The following is a 15,318-nucleotide window of genomic DNA, read 5'->3' as shown; positions in this document are numbered from 1 at the left end:
AGATGTGTATAAGAGACAGGAGGGGGAAGATGGGGCAGATGAGGGAGATGGTAAGTTGGCGAGGGTGTGCAGCGATCGCTGGATGTTTTCTATTGAGGTGGTGACTAAGGTTGGGAGGAAACCATCTACACCGTGTTGCCAGAGAAATTGGGCGATCGCGGCAAGTTTTTCGCCCTGCTCAGGACACAGATCAGGAAAAGCTAAACCAAGTGCCCCATTAATTTGCAGATCAATACCACCCCAGGAAATCCAGTCGCCTGCCAGATCAAGCGTTGTTGATGCCTGTTGTGGCAGAGGAGCGCTCATAGGAATCACGGCTTGGATCATGCCCTCCGCGATCGCGATTTGTTGCCGTTCTTGATAACCCGGAATCTGAGCGTTCGTAATTAGCAGATGATCTAGCATTGCCCCATCCAAACCAGTTCACCTTACTACCCTACACCTGGGCGTTCACCAATCACTCATCGGTAGCAATACCGCCAACTTGTGAGAGGCTATTTTACGGAACCCTTCTGACAGTCTGGATCGAATAGTGGTATGACGAAACCTGTAGTTGGCATTATTATGGGCAGCGATTCCGATCTGCCGACGATGAAAGACGCGATCGTGGCGTGTGAAGAATTTGGCGTAGCCTGTGAGGTCGGGATTGTTTCCGCCCATCGCACTCCCGATCGCATGGTGGACTATGCTAAACAGGCACACGAACGTGGGATTAAGGTGATTATTGCCGGAGCGGGAGGCGCGGCACACCTACCAGGAATGGTCGCTGCCTTGACACCCCTGCCAGTGATTGGCGTTCCCGTTGCCAGTCGTCATTTACAGGGCGTAGATTCGTTGTACTCGATCGTCCAGATGCCTGCCGGAATTCCAGTGGCTACCGTGGCGATCGGGAATGCTCGCAATGCTGGATTACTGGCAGTGCAGATCCTGGCAACGGCGGATGCGGCACTCCTGGAAAAAGTCCAACAATATCGCCAAAGTCTGGCTCAAATGGTGATGGATAAGCAAGCCAAACTGGATGAGGTGGGCTATCAGCGTTATTTAGAAGGCTAATCTAACCTCGCACAAACTCATATTCATAGGTACGGATCTGCTCAAACAGATCGGTATCTGCGGGGGTAAATGCACAGATGTCCCAGTAATAGATAGTCGGAGTTCCACTCTTTTGCCGATTGGATAGTAGACAGGTATTAAGATCACGAAAAATCGGCACAACATCACCTGATCCACTCATGACATAGTTACCAAAATTGTCATACACAATAAAGTGTTGATACCCAATTTCTACTAACTGCTGAATCGTGGCTAATGACTCTAAATCACCTTGAGAATTAAACGAGATATCATATTCAAAATATAGAATTGGCTGAAGCTGGGATAAGACATCAACTGACGTTTGAATAATGGTAAAGTCAAAGCCATCGGTGTCAATTTTTAACAGTTTAGCCGTTTGAAAGGATGGATAAAGTTGCAGAATGCTGTTGAGACTATGCATCTCGATAAACCATACTGGTTGTTCAGTGGTGGCTGCTGGTGCGATCGATGCTGTCCCTCGCTCAGAAACAATTTGGTCTAAGTCAACAACTTCCCCATCCTGACCAATAAAACAGGCAGCGAGTTCGATATTTCCGATCGTCCCCGCGTTATGTTCTAGATATTCCAAAAACTCTGGATTGCCCTCAATACAAAGCACAGGAATATCCGCATAACTCCGAATTAAAGCTGCACTATCCCCAACATTGGCTCCAATATCGATCGCCGTAGAATTGGCGTATTTCTGAAATACAACTTGAGCAATGTACCCTAACGCCGTATCATAGCGCCGCCAGTTTTCCTGATAGCGATCGAGGGGATGATCCGGCGGCAGCAGGATGGTATATCGACCAATTGTATAGGGCTTAGACATGGGTTAATTGTCGCGCCATATCTAGGATGCGATCGCTGAACAAGGTTGTGACCTATTAATTAGAAGATTGGGCAGATTGCCGCCGTTTCAGTAGGTTGACTAAGGCAGTTCGGTTTTGTTGGGCTTTCGTGTCCTTGGGATTAATCGCTAACACCTTGTCGTAACTGGCGATCGCATCCTCATACCGTTCCAAACTGACCAATACGCCACCGCGATTATTCCAGGCACGATGATCTTTCGGTTGCAATGCCAATGCCCGATCGTAGCTCTTAACAGACTGCTCGAACTGTCCCAAATTCTTGAAGGCAACCCCTTGATTAAACCAGGCTTCAAACCACCGGGGATTCAGTTCCAGTGCTTTGGTATAACTGGCGATCGCATTCTGAAAATCACCCAATTTCATATATGCCGATCCGCGTCCATACCAGGCTCCCGCATGATTCGGCTGATACTTTAAGGTGTTATCGTACCCGGTGATCGCCTCCTGGGGACGATTCAACTGCTTCAAACACAATGCCCACTGATACCAGACTTCGGCATTCTCCGGCTGCAAGTGCAGAGCTTTGTCATAACTTGCCATTGCCGCCTCATGATCTCCCAGATCTCTAAGGGCATCTCCCCGACCCACCAACGCTTCCTGATAATCCGATCGTAGTTCTAAAGCGTGATTGAAATGAGACACCGCCCCTTCATGGCGACCCGTAGCATGGAGAGCAAACCCCTGGCAAAACCAGGCATCTGCACAATCTGGTCGCGCCTCCAGCACATGCCGCAACACTCCGATCGTCTCCTCGTACTGCCCGGTGGCAAATAACGCAAAGCCCTGACAGTACCAGGCATCTAGACAGTCCGGTTGATTCTGGACAACCTGCTGCAACACGTCAATCGCCTCCTGATATTGACCAGTCGCATAGAGCGCCTGACCTAAGATACAGGCGGCATTCGGGAATTCGGCATCCAGCGCTAACACCTGCTGACAACTACGAATCGCTAGTTCGTACTGCCCAGACACATAGGCTGTCCAAGCCAGACTATAGTGAGCCTGGGGGCTATCCGGTTGCAGAGCGATCGCGTGTTCAAAACAGGCGATCGCGTCGGCATGATGACCTAAATGAATTAAGGCACTCCCTTTGTCTTGCCATACCTCGGCAGCATCCGGTTGTTGTTGCAGGAGTTGATCGCAGTGGGCAACGATCGCGGCATAATCAACGGATTCCTGATCATCGAGTGGCGCGGTAGTTGCCGGTTGGTCTGCCTGCCATATTAAGGTATCAGCCGCTGGCCCATCAGTGTAATCATCGTTGACTGTCTCGATCTGGATGGTCTGGCTCATGATATCCAAATCCTCTTTTTACCTATGTACTGTCGCGAACTGGAGCTAATTCGCCTCAGGGGAACTGAGAACTACTTATCAGAGTACCCAGTCCACTCTCTAAGCACCACAAAAATTTTGGATGTCAGCCAAAATACGGAGAAGTGGGGAGATGGGGAGATGGGGAGATGGGGAGATGAGAGAGCAAAGGATATTTCCCTACCTACCTCACTGCCTTATCTCCCTTACCTTCCCCACCTGCCTCAACCTCCTTACCTCTCCTTATTACAAATTGCATAGCAACAATGCGGGAGATCGTGATTGGGTTAAATCCTTGCTGGGTAAGCCTTCCGGCTCTATGAAGACAATTTTTTGCTAATCTGAAAAAGTTTTTTTGCCCGAGGTGATATGAAACCTGAAACAGCGGGGTAAGTTACATCCAGGAGTTAGAACCAAATACCCCGCGCCTAATAAAGGAGAAACCTCTCATGAAGTCTGAATTTCAAGCCAAGTTCCTGCAACACCTCGCCCAGAAGAAGCAAGACGAAGGCTTCACCCTGATTGAACTGTTGGTTGTAATTATCATCATCGGGATTCTGGCTGCGATCGCTCTACCTTCCTTCCTGAACCAGGCAAACAAGGCGAAGGAATCGGAATCGAAGCAGTATGTGGGTTCCATGAACCGGACTCAGCAAGCTTACTTCCTGGAGAAAAATACTTTTGCATCGGATATCTCGTTGCTCGGGTTAGGGATTAAGACGGATAGCACCAACTATACCTATTCAATCACCGCTCCCGGAACCACTTCAGTTGTTAACCTGTCCTTCCCGAAGAATGCAGCGACACTACGGGCACATACCGGTGGTGTGCAAATCGGTCTCACAGGGGCAACGGGTAACGAAGCGACGACTCTGGCTGAACTGTGTCAATCCACTCGTCCGACGGCTGGTAGCGCAGCGGGTGTTGCCTTCTCGGCTAGTAACACCAGTGTTGGCCCAACCTGCGGTGCTGGTTTTGAAACCCTGAATAACTAATGATTCGTTGATTGCCTCAGGGCGATCGCGATGGTCTAAACCTTACCCTTATTAGACCCTAATATTTAGAGTGGGCAGAAGATATTTGCCCACTCTTTAATTTTTGCGAATGATTACGTTATACTAAGCGTAGTCGTTATGAGTTTGTGAAGTAATGACCTCTTCAACTATTGAAAACTTAGTCATTATTGGTTCTGGGCCGGCAGGATATACGGCAGCGATTTATGCCGCTCGGGCAAATTTGAAGCCATTTGTGTTTGAAGGCTTCCAGGCTGGAGGTTTACCGGGTGGACAACTCATGACAACCACCGAAGTGGAAAACTTCCCTGGCTTTCCGGAGGGCATTACGGGTCCCCAATTGATGGATCGGATGAAGGCGCAGGCGGTGCGTTGGGGGGCTGAATTGGTGACGGAAGATGTTGAATTTGTCGATTTCAGTCAACGTCCGTTTGTGATTCGTTCCAGTGAGCGGGAAGTACGCGCCCATAGCGTGATTATTGCGACGGGGGCGACCGCTAAACGGTTGGGCTTACCCTGTGAACATGAGTTTTGGAGCCGGGGCATTTCGGCGTGTGCGATCTGCGATGGCGCTACTCCCATTTTTCGATCGGCGGAATTAGCGGTAATTGGGGGCGGTGATTCGGCAGCAGAAGAGGCAATCTATTTAACCAAATATGGTTCGCATGTGCATTTGCTGGTACGGGGCGACAAAATGCGGGCCAGTAAAGCCATGCAGGATCGGGTGTTAAAGAATCCCAAGATTACGATTCACTGGAACACAGAGGCATTGGATGTGTATGGTGATGACCAGCACATGCAGGGGGTGAAGTTACACAATCGGCAGACTGGGGAAATCGTTGAGTTACCCGCTAAAGGGTTGTTCTACGCGATCGGGCATACTCCCAACACGGCTTTATTTCAAGGGCAACTGGACTTGGATGATGTCGGTTATATCGTGACGAAGGAAGGTGTGCAGACCAGTGTCGAAGGAGTCTTTGCGGCTGGAGATGTGCAGGACCACGAGTATCGGCAAGCCATTACGGCGGCGGGAACGGGATGTATGGCGGCGATGCTGGCAGAACGCTGGCTGTCTAGCCATCAGTTGATTCAAGAATTTCATCAGACGACGGAAGCCGAAACCCATACGGCGACTCCTGCCACCAAGCAGACCGAAGAGGAGCAAGCCTCTGGCTTTGATGCCGATCGCACCCGGCATGAGGGCAGTTATGCCTTACGCAAGCTGTACCACGAAAGCGATCGCCTAATTATGGTGAAATATGCCTCGCCGCAATGTGGGCCCTGCCATACGCTGAAGCCGATCTTAAGTAAGGTGGTGGATGAGTTTGATGGCAAGATTCATTACGTGGAAATCGACATCGAACAGGATCCCGATATTGCCGAAGCAGCGGGAGTCGTGGGTACACCGACCATTCAATTCTTCAAGTCTAAAGAGAAAGTGGGTGAACTGAAAGGCGTGAAACAAAAAAGCCAGTATCGCCAGGAGATCGAAGCCCACTTGTAAGCAATCAGTGGTCATGGAGTCACCTTCATGACCATTGGCTTTAATTGTGAATTGTGCGATCGGGCAGGGTGGCTCCGCGTAGATCGGCATCGGTCAATATTGTGCCTGTAAGGTCAGCATCACTGAGATCTGCTCCCCGCAAAATGGCTCCCGTCAGGTCGGCATAGCTAAGGTCAGCCCCCCGTAAGCTGGCTTCACTTAAATCAACTCCTGCCATTCCCTGATGGGCGCGTCTGGATAATGAGGCTCGACAGAGTTTTGCCCCATCCAGATTCGCCTGGTGCAGTAAGGCTCCGCCTAAATGGGCATAGCTTAAATTTGCCCCTTGTAAGATGGCATGACCTAAATCAGTGCGGTAATCGGCTCCGGGCTGGAGATCAACTTCGATTAATAGCGCATTGGATAGATCGGCTCTGACTAAGTTGGCTCCACACAAGCTGGCTTTGATTAAATTTGTGGATTTAAGTTGAGCTTGCAGCAATTTTGCCCCACTTAAATCCGCTTCCCGCAGAATGGCTTGGGAGAGATCCGCTTCACTCAGATCCGTGCCCCATAGCAGCGCTTCGCTCAGGTCTGCCGCCTGAAAGATCGCCTGACTGAAATTGGTTTTACCTAAACGAGCCTGCCGTAGATCCGCTTGGCTCAGGTCGATCTGTTGGAGTTGCAAGTTCAGCAAATCAACTTCCCGCAGGTTAATCCGGTGGAAATTTCGCTGTCCGGCAGTGTATTGCTTCAGCAATTCTTCGGCATTCATCGGCTACCTCGATCGTTAGTGCATCACGCATGGAGTGGTGTGGCTTAGAGCGGGGATGGTCTGAAACCCTGTGATCAGAGTATTACCCCTACAAAAGGTTAGCGACATGTTTAGCACATTGCTAGTCCATGTTTCGAGTGCTGTGACCCAGTTGGACTGTCAACAGGCTTGGTTTTGCCTCAGCGTAGTGCCAAATCTCTGGATTCAAGAACTCATTTTTAATTGCTTGACAACTTTATAACTAATTAGTTATTAAATATAAAGGCGAACCAATATTGGTGTTTGCTGCTAATTCATCCCTTTCATTGGAATCATGACAACTGCATTACAAAGGCGCGATCGCGCCAGTTTATGGGATCGATTTTGTAACTGGATCACCAGTACCGAGAATCGGCTGTATGTCGGCTGGTTTGGCGTATTGATGATCCCCACGGCGTTAGTCGCCACGATCGTATTTGTCCTAGCGTTTATCGCGGCACCTCCCGTTGATATTGACGGCATTCGGGAACCTGTTTCCGGTTCGCTGCTCTATGGCAACAACATTATTTCGGCAACCGTTGTGCCCACCTCAGCCGCAGTCGGTCTACACTTCTACCCGATTTGGGAAGCGGCTTCTCTGGATGAGTGGCTGTATAACGGTGGACCCTACGAGATGATTGTGCTGCACTTCCTGATTGCTGTTTATGCTTACATGGGGCGGCAATGGGAACTTAGCTATCGGTTAGGGATGCGTCCCTGGATTCCGGTAGCATTTTCGGCTCCAGCCGCCGCTGCGACGGCAGTCCTACTGATCTATCCGATCGGGCAAGGCAGCTTCTCGGATGGCATGATGCTGGGGATTTCCGGCACATTCAACTTTATGATTGTGTTCTCACCGGAACATAATATTTTGATGCATCCCTTTCACATGCTGGGTGTGGCGGGTGTGTTTGGTGGGGCGTTGTTCTCCGCCATGCATGGTTCTTTAGTCACCTCCAGTCTAGTACGGGAAACGACGGAACTAGAATCGGCAAACGTGGGTTACAAGTTTGGTCAGGAAGAGGAAACCTACAACATTGTGGCGGCTCATGGCTACTTTGGACGGTTGATCTTCCAATACGCCAGCTTCAACAACTCGCGATCGCTGCACTTCTTCCTGGCTGCCTGGCCGGTGATTGGTATCTGGTTTGCGGCTCTCGGAGTCAGCACCATGTCCTTTAACTTAAATGGATTGAACTTCAATAGCTCTATCCTCGATAGTCAAGGCAATACCGTCAACACCTGGGCGGATATCCTGAACCGCGCCAACCTGGGGATTGAAGTGATGCACGAACGCAATGCTCATAACTTCCCACTGGATCTGGCGTTTGGTGACAGTCAACCGATCGCGCTAGTCGCTCCTACCATTAGCTAACTCAGCGCACTTTTCTTACTCCCTCATTCAATCAGCGTCCTTTATCGGAGGGCGCTTTTTTGACGTTTAGCTAGCTGGTTTGAGGGTATTGGCACGTTCCTCCCAATTCTGCCCATCAAACGGTTGCACCTGGAAGCGAGATAACTGATCGCCATCCAAACATCGGACATTGACATCGATCACATTGGGATGCGATCTCGGAGTATAAAGGTGCTGCTGGATTGTGTGACCATCTGCTAAGTAATGGGAATAGTGCTGATAAGCTTTTCGCTCTAAATCGACAAAAAATTTATGAATAGATTTTATACCAAATGGATTGCACTAATTTAGCGGCAATTTCATTAGATATAGATTGCTCCGGCGCGATCGGTATAGTGCTTTAGACAAACGGCATCATGCCCCTGATTCAGCTATTTCCCAGACAGTAGCTTCATAGAGATAAATATATGTGTTGCATCTAATATTGCGTTTTCCTATCTCCGTAATGAACCTGAAATTATGCGGAAAGATTCTTGCTAATCATCTTAAACAGCGTATTATGCAGAAATAATCGGCATAATTAGTGATTTGGGATCTTAGGCTGAATCATTCTGCCTATCTACCCCAAATTGGGATCTTAGGCGGAAAAATTCCGTCTATTAATAGTTAGCCTGCAAAACCTTTGCCTCGCACTCTTAGCTATGCTTGAAAGTTCTTACTATTGCAGGTTCGGTTTAAACTGGAGATACTAGAGCAGTAGAATTAATTCTCCGGAAAACCAAATTACCTTCAGAGCACTTATTTTGACCTTCAGCTTTCTTAAGAAAAATACATAAATGTGTATCATTGATGACACTCCAGTTCCAATCAAAATTACGGTTTTAACTGAGGAAGGTGAAAGTAAGGAAGATGTGATCCACTACAAAATCAGGTCTGTTCACCGACGGCATGGAAATTTCGAAAAATGTATATGGACTATTTCACCACAAGAGGAGGTTGGCTGTTTCCAAGTTGCAGCATCTGAGGAATGGTTAGAAGCCACTGAAGGGTGGGGAGTCAAGATAAATGCAGAAGGTAGATTGGAGCAGATTGGTGTTTCAGAGCAAGATGAGGTTTTAAAGATTGCAAAATTTGTTGATAGCAGTTCAACTCGTGAGTGGCATGGTTATCCAGCGGATTTCCGTAGAAGACAACAAGATAAACCGTCCGAAAGAGTTTTAATAGCGTGGAAGAATAGAGGTTTGATCAATAAGACAAAAATGAGCAAGATTACGCAGCGAAAGCCATGCAACCTTTAAAGATTACAATATATGGTGATTTTTGGGACTGCCAGATATACAGGGGGAGGCTTTATCTCTGGTATGCTGATGGCTCTATCGGAGTGTATAACTGGGACGCTTTAGTAGAAGACAGTTTTAGAAGCAAGGTTGATGAGTTAGTCCTTCAGTGTGCGTTTACAAGAGGCGATTATTTATACGGAGATACTTTGTTTCTACTTTTTGAGGATGCGGACATCAAAAAAACTCTGTTCAAAAAGTTCTCAAAAGCATCTGAAAAAAATCTATCTGTCAGTTCCAAAAAATTACAGGAATTTGAGTTCTCCAGACAGAAAAATCCTGTACAAGAGCTGCCTACTGATACTTGTATTTATAGCAATACCCTCTTTACAATAGCTGACTCTGGTGTTTATAGTGCATCTGTGCATAAAAAAGGAATGAGATTTGGAGTTAGCAAACGTCCCAAAAAGTTATGGGATTGTCCACTAATCTCTATGAAAGCTAGCCGTAATGCCTTAGCAATGGCAGGAGGTGAGGAAGGAGTCTTTGAGCTTCATCTTGACAACTACCATGGTAGTTTCTCAAATTTAGAAAGAGTAGAAGATAGAATTTATAAGATTAGTAATCATCATTCATCTTTAGTTGATTGGTCTTTTGCAAGTCTCTATAGCTCATCTTATGTTGACACAGGTTTCCTCGCAGCTTTCGGTTGGGACGAAAATCAAGACACAAGAAAATTTGAAAGAAAATTCAAAAAAATAATTCCTGACTCGGTAATTTTTGACAAAATAGGTTTTAGTTGGGGTTCACAAGAAAAAATTTACCTTGCCAATTGCAACACGATTGAAGTCGTTAAATACGTTCAAAGTGGTGTGGGTTCTGACAATGAAAGTAATGCTTTCCAGCATTTAGAATCCATTAATTTTGATGCATCTCATGGTGACATTACAAGCGGAGGAATAGCTTATTTTGGTGTCATCGTCGAGTACGAAGATGCTCTTTCAGTTCTGTGCAGTGATGATACACTAATTACTTTCCCAGAGGCAGTAACTAGATGGAGAGTGTATCCTCGTTCAAAACGATATGAAAATCACCTACATATTGTCTATGAGGATAGATTAGTTGTTTATTCATTCAATCATGATTACTTTGTTGACCAAGTTCATAAAGTGAAAGGAATTCAGTACCGAGAGAAATTCCAACAACAGGCTAACAATTCGCTTGCACCCGACCGTTTAAAGATGACTGGCTAAGTTCCAGAGGTTGCTTTCGGCGGGTGAAGCGAGCCGTTAGACGTACTAATATGCTTAGGCATAGCTTTAGAACAGCCAAAATTTGTATTGCTTGAAATAATTTATGATTTTTTCCCACAACTCTTCTTCACTAGGTTTACTGAAATGTGAAGTTCCCGATAATAAATTGCCGGATTGCGTTTTCCTTAAGCTAGAGGCTGCTCTAGGTAATTTAAAGGGCAATGTAAATGTATTGCAATACTTAACTGGCAAGGTTAAAACAAGGGATGTAATTAATCTTAAATTAACGATTAATTTTAACGAACAGTGGGAGGAATTACCTGGTGGCAGAGTTCGATTCGGTTTAACCTCAGGCGAACTGCGGTTGGGTATCCACAATGGTAGAGTTGCTTACGGTTCTCGCACATTAAATGACAATCTAGAAACTGTCTTGAACATAAGTAGGGTAGAGAAAAATGCTGTTGTGTCTAAACAAGGAATTACCTTTGGTACAGACAAGCAAGGAACAACAGGTAATCTAACAAAGAGTTTAGATAGAACAGTAGAAACAACAGATACTTTTCAAGTGCGCTCATACCAAGTAACTACAAAAGGCTCTGAGGAAGATCCTGTATGGGACTTTGCGGTGAAGACTAGCGATCCTGTTCTTAAAGGAACCTTAATTCAAGAAAACTTGGCTTTGGTAGATATTCTTCAAAGGCCCTGCTACATCAAAGCTACTTTTGAAACATCGATTCGCCATATATTTATTACTGATGTTGAAGGTTTTTGGTCAGGGAAGATATCTAGAGAGAAACGAATTGTTCTAGATAAGTTGATTATTCTTAGTTTACTTAAACCTAAGCTAAAGCCTTATATTAGCAAGCAGGAGATTCAGTATGAGTGAACAGAAAATAAATCTTGAAACTAGAATAAAGCAAGTGCTAGATTCCCAAGGAAAAAGTCTTGTCGAATTAATACGTATTGCTGGACTTGATCCATTAAGTGATTTTTCTGAGTCTGATCTAAGTGAAATATCTTTTGTGGGTGAGAAGCTTGCAAGAGCAAATTTCTACGGTACAAAGTTTAATAAGGCAAATTTCAGCAAAGCAGACTTGAGCCAAGCAGACTTACGACAAGCAGATCTTAGCGAAGCCAACTTATCTGATGCAATCCTGACAGGTGCAAATTTGGAGGGCGCAAATTTAGAGGGAGCAAACTTACGTAATGCAAATCTTGCCCACTGTAATTTAGTTCATGCAAATTTAGTTAAGGTGGATCTTACGAATGCTGATTTAAGAGGTGTTGATCTTTCAAGTACAAATCTCTTGGAGGCAAAGTTAGATGGTATTAAACATACTCCTCAGGCAAAAGACCAAAAAACATTTGGCACAATTACTACTAAAGCTAGTATTTATGATGGCTATTATGCTCAGTATTCGCGAAGAAATATTGGACATGGCAAGTCGGAATCTGCTGCTCGTGCTGATTTAAAGGCATCTCAAGAACAGCAAAACAAAAAACAAAATCAATAACCTTTTACTGTCAGCTTAAAAGTACGTCTAACAATTCTGGTGCAGCGGATTGACCGAAGCTGCTTGGATTGGATGCAAAGATGTTGGCAACCGCTGACCAGAACCGTTCTACTGCTTTGTACAAGGGTTTTGGCAACCTTCGAGCCAATCTTGTTGGTCAGCAAGTATCGAATCAGAACAGGGGAAATGGGAGCTTAGTCTAGCTTTGTCCAAGTTGGGGAATGCCAGATTGTAAAATAGAGGTGGTAAACCATTATTCTTGAGAAATCTATGTCTTCTGCTGCGATCGCCACGCTCGTAAAGATGGTCGAATCCTTGCCCGATGAGTTGCAGGAAAAAGTTGTAGAACATATCCGAGACTACATCGCGGATTTAGAAGATGAAAAGCGTTGGGACACCTCATTTCAACGGACACAGGGTAATCTAGTTGCGGCAGCCCGGAAAGCGAAGCAAGAAATTGCAGCGGGGCAGTCGGTGCCGATGGACTATGAGCAGCTATGAAGTCTGCAACGTTACCCTCTTTTTGGTCGAGATACCGAGAATTAAGCAGTTCCGTGAGAGCAGGGGCGCGAAAAGCATACCGACTGTGGGCAGAGAACCCATTTCATCCATCGTTGCATTTCAAGTGCATCAACAGTGAGGAGGGCATTTGGTCTGTGCGAGTGACTCGAAGCCATCGTGCTCTTGGAGTCTTGGAAGGTGACACAGTAACGTGGTTTTGGATCGGTGATCATGATGAGTATGAGCAATTTTACTCATAAGCGGCAGCAGTAGAATCATTGTTAGACCGCTAAATCTTGGTTGGGACACAGCTTGAAGCTTGTCTGTGTGTGCAGCAGCTATTTCCAACTAATCTCGTAGTTGCAGCTTAAATCATGAAAGTGATTTACAAAATAAATTATCCCAATGGGAAAATTTATATTGGGCAAGATTTGACAGATAACATTAATTATTTTGGAAGTGCCAATAGTAAATTAATTGAAAAAGATTTTACTAGGGAACAAAGAAGAGACTTTGTAATTAGGAAAGAAATACTTTGGGAGTCAGAAACAGCTTCAAATCAAGAGGTTAATACGAAGGAAGTAGAATATATTTTGCTGTTTAGAGCGAATGACCCTAGCATCGGCTATAATCAACGACCTAAATTCAATGGTTAGGAACTCCAACAAATGCTTGCTCTGAGTCCGTATGGGAATATAATTTTGTGCGGTCAATTTTTTGATTCCCATGTCAACAAGTGATTCTGAGTTGCAAGCTCAAGTCCGAAATATTCTAGATGCGATCGCCTTCACCCCTTTTGAGCAGTGCCAACCATTGAGCCGTGAGTTTAGTAGTATTCCTGCGCGTCCTGGTATTTATGCAATTCGGCACAAAACTGATGGGTTGCTCTATATCGGTAAAACAAAGAGTTTACGCGGTCGCTTTAGTGGTGGGCATAAAGCTTTTTTGTGGGCTTGGCTCGACAAGTACAACGATGAAGATGTGCGGATCGCAGTACAGGTCATTTCGCATTGGGGAAACCCCGCGCTACTATTGGAACTAGAAGCCATTATTTTAAGAGCCACAGAACCCCCTTACAACGCCCAGATCCCCACTGAAAGGTGATGCTATGCAAGCCAAACTCCAAGAACAACTTTCTTCGGTTGATGCTGAAGTCATTTTAGGGCGTTTGCCTGAGCGAATTCGGAAGGCTCTGATGGAGCGTGCTGCTGAGATTGAGTACCCCGTTGAGGCAGTGATTGAGATGGCGATCGCAAGCTTTCTTGATTCAGAGGCGTTAGGTTTTGCAGATTGTAAACCAGGGCGAGGTCAGTAGCGTATTTAGGTTGGTGCTTGCGCGGTCTAATCGGGTCGAGGAGAGCATTTAACTTTCCCCTCCCACACCACCTGCCATGCGGGTCCGCAACAGGCGGTTCATGACGACGCGCAAACAGCACTGATGGCTTAAACGTATCCTTGAACTTTCATCCAAAGTTGTTTAATCGATAGCAATCCCTGTTGCTCTAACCACTCATTCGTCATTCCCGTATGCGTTGCTAACGTCTTTGACAAGCGCCAATAGCCTTTACGACTAATGCTCGTCAAAATCGCCTGACGCTTGGTTGTCCCGAGTTTGAGCAAGTTGGTGATGCGGGTTCTGGGTCTACGCCACTGCTTCCAGTAACACATCCGCATCCGCCGCCTCAACCAACCGTCTAACGCCTCAATGGGACGGTAATGTTGGGAAATGCCAAAGTAGTTCATCCAGCCTCGCAAGTATCGGTTCAACCGTTCGATTCGTTCGGCCATCGAGACTCCCCAACTCCGGGAAGTTAACCCCTTGAGCCGGTGTTTGAAGTCTTTGAGTGCTTGGTGGGATGCGACGATCCGTTCGCGCAGCGTTGCGAAGCAATATGCCTCGGAAGGTAAACCCCAAGTATTCGAGGTCTTCGATCTTGACCACCCGACTCTTCTCACGATTGACCTTGAGCTTCAGCTTTTGGGTCAGGTAATGGCTAATCTTCGCCTATTGCTTCGCAACGCTGACGCGAACACCCGTCGCCCTGCCCGTCTACTTTTGACCAGGATCACAAGGTCATCCATATAGCGAACAAAGCAATGCCCTCTGGCTTCAAGCGCTTTGTCGAGGTCATCCAGGAGGATATTGGACAATAACGGGGATAAGGGCGACCCTTGCGGTGTCCCCCAATCCGTTGCCTCAATCGTGCCCTCGACTAACCCCCCAGCTCTGAGGTAACGACCGATGAGCCGCACAAGTACCTTATCAGTGACCTTGCGGGCAATGCGAGCCATCAGCACATCGTGGTTCACCGTATCAAAGAATTTCTCTAGATCCAGGTCAACCGCATACCGATACCCCGCCTTCACAACGGTCTTTACCTGCCGGATCGCTCCGTGAGCAGACCGTTTGGGTCGGCTCCCAAAACTGGACTCAGAAAATCCAGGGTCAAAAATGGGCGTGAGCACTTGCAGAATGGCTTGTTGGATCACCCGGTTAACGACACAAGGCACACCCAACTTGCGTTCTCCCTTGCCTTTGGGCTTGGGAATTACCACCCGTCGCACGGGGCGCGGTTGGTAGTTGCCATCCATCAGGAATTGACGAATCTCATGCCAATGCTCCCTTGCGTAGGCAGGAAACTCTTCCAAGGTCATCCCGTCACTGCCAGGTGCACCTTGGTTTGATTTCACTCGGTCTCAGGCTCGTTTGACATTGTCGCGCTCTAAGATTTGCGCCATCAGGTTGTCTAAGGCTGGCTCAATGTCAGCACGCCAAACACCATCTCCCCGTCCGGGTTCATTGATGCGCTTGAGTTGTAGGCTCTGACCTAGTTCGTTCATGTTTGTCCCTTCGCTCCCACGGGGGAACTACT

The 15,318-nt window shown here is 46.7% G+C and carries 19 protein-coding genes and 1 pseudogene; 13 read left to right on the top strand and 7 right to left on the bottom strand.

Annotation, left to right across the window (positions count from 1 at the left end; all coding sequences use genetic code 11):
* Positions 1–405: pseudogene (locus ACN4EK_RS29050) on the bottom strand (hypothetical protein); the annotation flags it as partial.
* Positions 406–537: 132 nt separating this feature from the next.
* Here ACN4EK_RS29050 and purE point away from each other — a divergent pair.
* A complete protein-coding gene (gene purE / locus ACN4EK_RS29045) occupies positions 538–1,053 on the top strand; it encodes a 5-(carboxyamino)imidazole ribonucleotide mutase (protein ID WP_431661923.1) in 516 nt (171 codons plus the stop codon).
* Between the two features lies 1 nt (position 1,054).
* On the opposite strand, the gene ACN4EK_RS29040 is transcribed toward purE, so the two are convergent.
* Both ACN4EK_RS29040 and ACN4EK_RS29035 read right to left on the bottom strand, forming a co-directional pair.
* A complete protein-coding gene (locus ACN4EK_RS29040) occupies positions 1,055–1,906 on the bottom strand; it encodes an FkbM family methyltransferase (protein WP_431661922.1) in 852 nt (283 codons plus the stop codon).
* 55 nt (positions 1,907–1,961) lie between these two features.
* A complete protein-coding gene (locus tag ACN4EK_RS29035) occupies positions 1,962–3,239 on the bottom strand; it encodes a tetratricopeptide repeat protein (protein ID WP_431661921.1) in 1,278 nt (425 codons plus the stop codon).
* Between the two features lie 467 nt (positions 3,240–3,706).
* Between ACN4EK_RS29035 and ACN4EK_RS29030 the strand changes: the two genes are divergently transcribed.
* Both ACN4EK_RS29030 and trxB read left to right on the top strand, forming a co-directional pair.
* On the top strand, positions 3,707–4,252 hold the full coding sequence (locus tag ACN4EK_RS29030) for a type IV pilin-like G/H family protein (RefSeq protein ID WP_431661920.1): 546 nt from the start codon (positions 3,707–3,709) through the stop codon (positions 4,250–4,252).
* Positions 4,253–4,406: 154 nt separating this feature from the next.
* Positions 4,407–5,774, top strand: coding sequence for a thioredoxin-disulfide reductase (trxB, locus tag ACN4EK_RS29025; RefSeq protein WP_431661919.1), 1,368 nt, complete (start codon positions 4,407–4,409; stop codon positions 5,772–5,774).
* Between the two features lie 40 nt (positions 5,775–5,814).
* On the opposite strand, the gene hetL is transcribed toward trxB, so the two are convergent.
* Positions 5,815–6,528 (bottom strand): heterocyst differentiation pentapeptide repeat protein HetL, encoded by a 714-nt coding sequence (gene hetL, locus ACN4EK_RS29020; protein ID WP_431661918.1) that lies wholly within the window; start codon positions 6,526–6,528, stop codon positions 5,815–5,817.
* 313 nt (positions 6,529–6,841) lie between these two features.
* Between hetL and psbA the strand changes: the two genes are divergently transcribed.
* From psbA to ACN4EK_RS28970, 10 genes are all read left to right on the top strand, one after another.
* Positions 6,842–7,921, top strand: a complete 1,080-nt coding sequence (psbA, locus tag ACN4EK_RS29015) for a photosystem II q(b) protein (protein WP_431661917.1) — start codon at positions 6,842–6,844, stop codon at positions 7,919–7,921.
* A gap of 815 nt (positions 7,922–8,736) precedes the next feature.
* A complete protein-coding gene (locus ACN4EK_RS29010; RefSeq protein WP_431661916.1) occupies positions 8,737–9,198 on the top strand; it encodes a hypothetical protein in 462 nt (153 codons plus the stop codon).
* Positions 9,186–10,430, top strand: coding sequence for a hypothetical protein (locus tag ACN4EK_RS29005; RefSeq protein WP_431661915.1), 1,245 nt, complete (start codon positions 9,186–9,188; stop codon positions 10,428–10,430). The genes ACN4EK_RS29010 and ACN4EK_RS29005 overlap by 13 nt, the downstream gene beginning before the upstream one ends.
* A gap of 103 nt (positions 10,431–10,533) precedes the next feature.
* Positions 10,534–11,316: a hypothetical protein gene (locus ACN4EK_RS29000; RefSeq protein ID WP_431661914.1), complete on the top strand. Its 783-nt coding sequence runs from the start codon at positions 10,534–10,536 to the stop codon at positions 11,314–11,316.
* The gene (locus ACN4EK_RS28995) at positions 11,309–11,944 is read left to right on the top strand and encodes a pentapeptide repeat-containing protein (RefSeq protein WP_431661913.1); all 636 of its coding nucleotides are present in this window, start codon (positions 11,309–11,311) and stop codon (positions 11,942–11,944) included. Before ACN4EK_RS29000 ends, ACN4EK_RS28995 begins: the two co-directional genes overlap by 8 nt.
* A 270-nt stretch (positions 11,945–12,214) precedes the next feature.
* Positions 12,215–12,445, top strand: a complete 231-nt coding sequence (locus ACN4EK_RS28990) for a hypothetical protein (RefSeq protein WP_431661912.1) — start codon at positions 12,215–12,217, stop codon at positions 12,443–12,445.
* The gene (locus tag ACN4EK_RS28985) at positions 12,442–12,705 is read left to right on the top strand and encodes a ParE family toxin-like protein (protein ID WP_431661911.1); all 264 of its coding nucleotides are present in this window, start codon (positions 12,442–12,444) and stop codon (positions 12,703–12,705) included. The genes ACN4EK_RS28990 and ACN4EK_RS28985 overlap by 4 nt, the downstream gene beginning before the upstream one ends.
* A gap of 114 nt (positions 12,706–12,819) precedes the next feature.
* Complete coding sequence (locus tag ACN4EK_RS28980; protein WP_431661910.1) at positions 12,820–13,101, top strand: GIY-YIG nuclease family protein; 282 nt, start codon at positions 12,820–12,822, stop codon at positions 13,099–13,101.
* A 70-nt stretch (positions 13,102–13,171) separates the two neighbouring features.
* Positions 13,172–13,549 (top strand): GIY-YIG nuclease family protein, encoded by a 378-nt coding sequence (locus ACN4EK_RS28975; RefSeq protein ID WP_431661909.1) that lies wholly within the window; start codon positions 13,172–13,174, stop codon positions 13,547–13,549.
* 4 nt (positions 13,550–13,553) lie between these two features.
* A complete protein-coding gene (locus tag ACN4EK_RS28970; RefSeq protein ID WP_431661908.1) occupies positions 13,554–13,760 on the top strand; it encodes a hypothetical protein in 207 nt (68 codons plus the stop codon).
* Positions 13,761–13,888: 128 nt separating this feature from the next.
* Here ACN4EK_RS28970 and ACN4EK_RS28965 read toward each other — a convergent pair whose 3' ends face one another.
* Genes ACN4EK_RS28965 through ACN4EK_RS28955 form a run of 3 tightly spaced genes read right to left on the bottom strand, consistent with a single transcriptional unit; the run spans position 13,889 to position 15,286 of the window.
* Positions 13,889–14,401 carry a group II intron maturase-specific domain-containing protein gene (locus tag ACN4EK_RS28965; RefSeq protein WP_431661907.1) on the bottom strand — a complete coding sequence of 171 codons (513 nt, stop codon included), beginning with the start codon at positions 14,399–14,401 and terminating at the stop codon, positions 13,889–13,891.
* 27 nt (positions 14,402–14,428) lie between these two features.
* The gene (locus ACN4EK_RS28960; RefSeq protein WP_431661906.1) at positions 14,429–15,100 is read right to left on the bottom strand and encodes a reverse transcriptase domain-containing protein; all 672 of its coding nucleotides are present in this window, start codon (positions 15,098–15,100) and stop codon (positions 14,429–14,431) included.
* 42 nt (positions 15,101–15,142) lie between these two features.
* Positions 15,143–15,286 carry a hypothetical protein gene (locus tag ACN4EK_RS28955; RefSeq protein ID WP_431661905.1) on the bottom strand — a complete coding sequence of 48 codons (144 nt, stop codon included), beginning with the start codon at positions 15,284–15,286 and terminating at the stop codon, positions 15,143–15,145.
* Between the last annotated feature and the right edge of the window lie 32 nt (positions 15,287–15,318).

The organism is Pantanalinema rosaneae CENA516 (assembly GCF_050753385.1).
Taxonomy (GTDB): domain Bacteria; phylum Cyanobacteriota; class Cyanobacteriia; order Leptolyngbyales; family Leptolyngbyaceae; genus Pantanalinema; species Pantanalinema rosaneae.
This window is presented reverse-complemented; position numbering and strand designations above follow the sequence as displayed.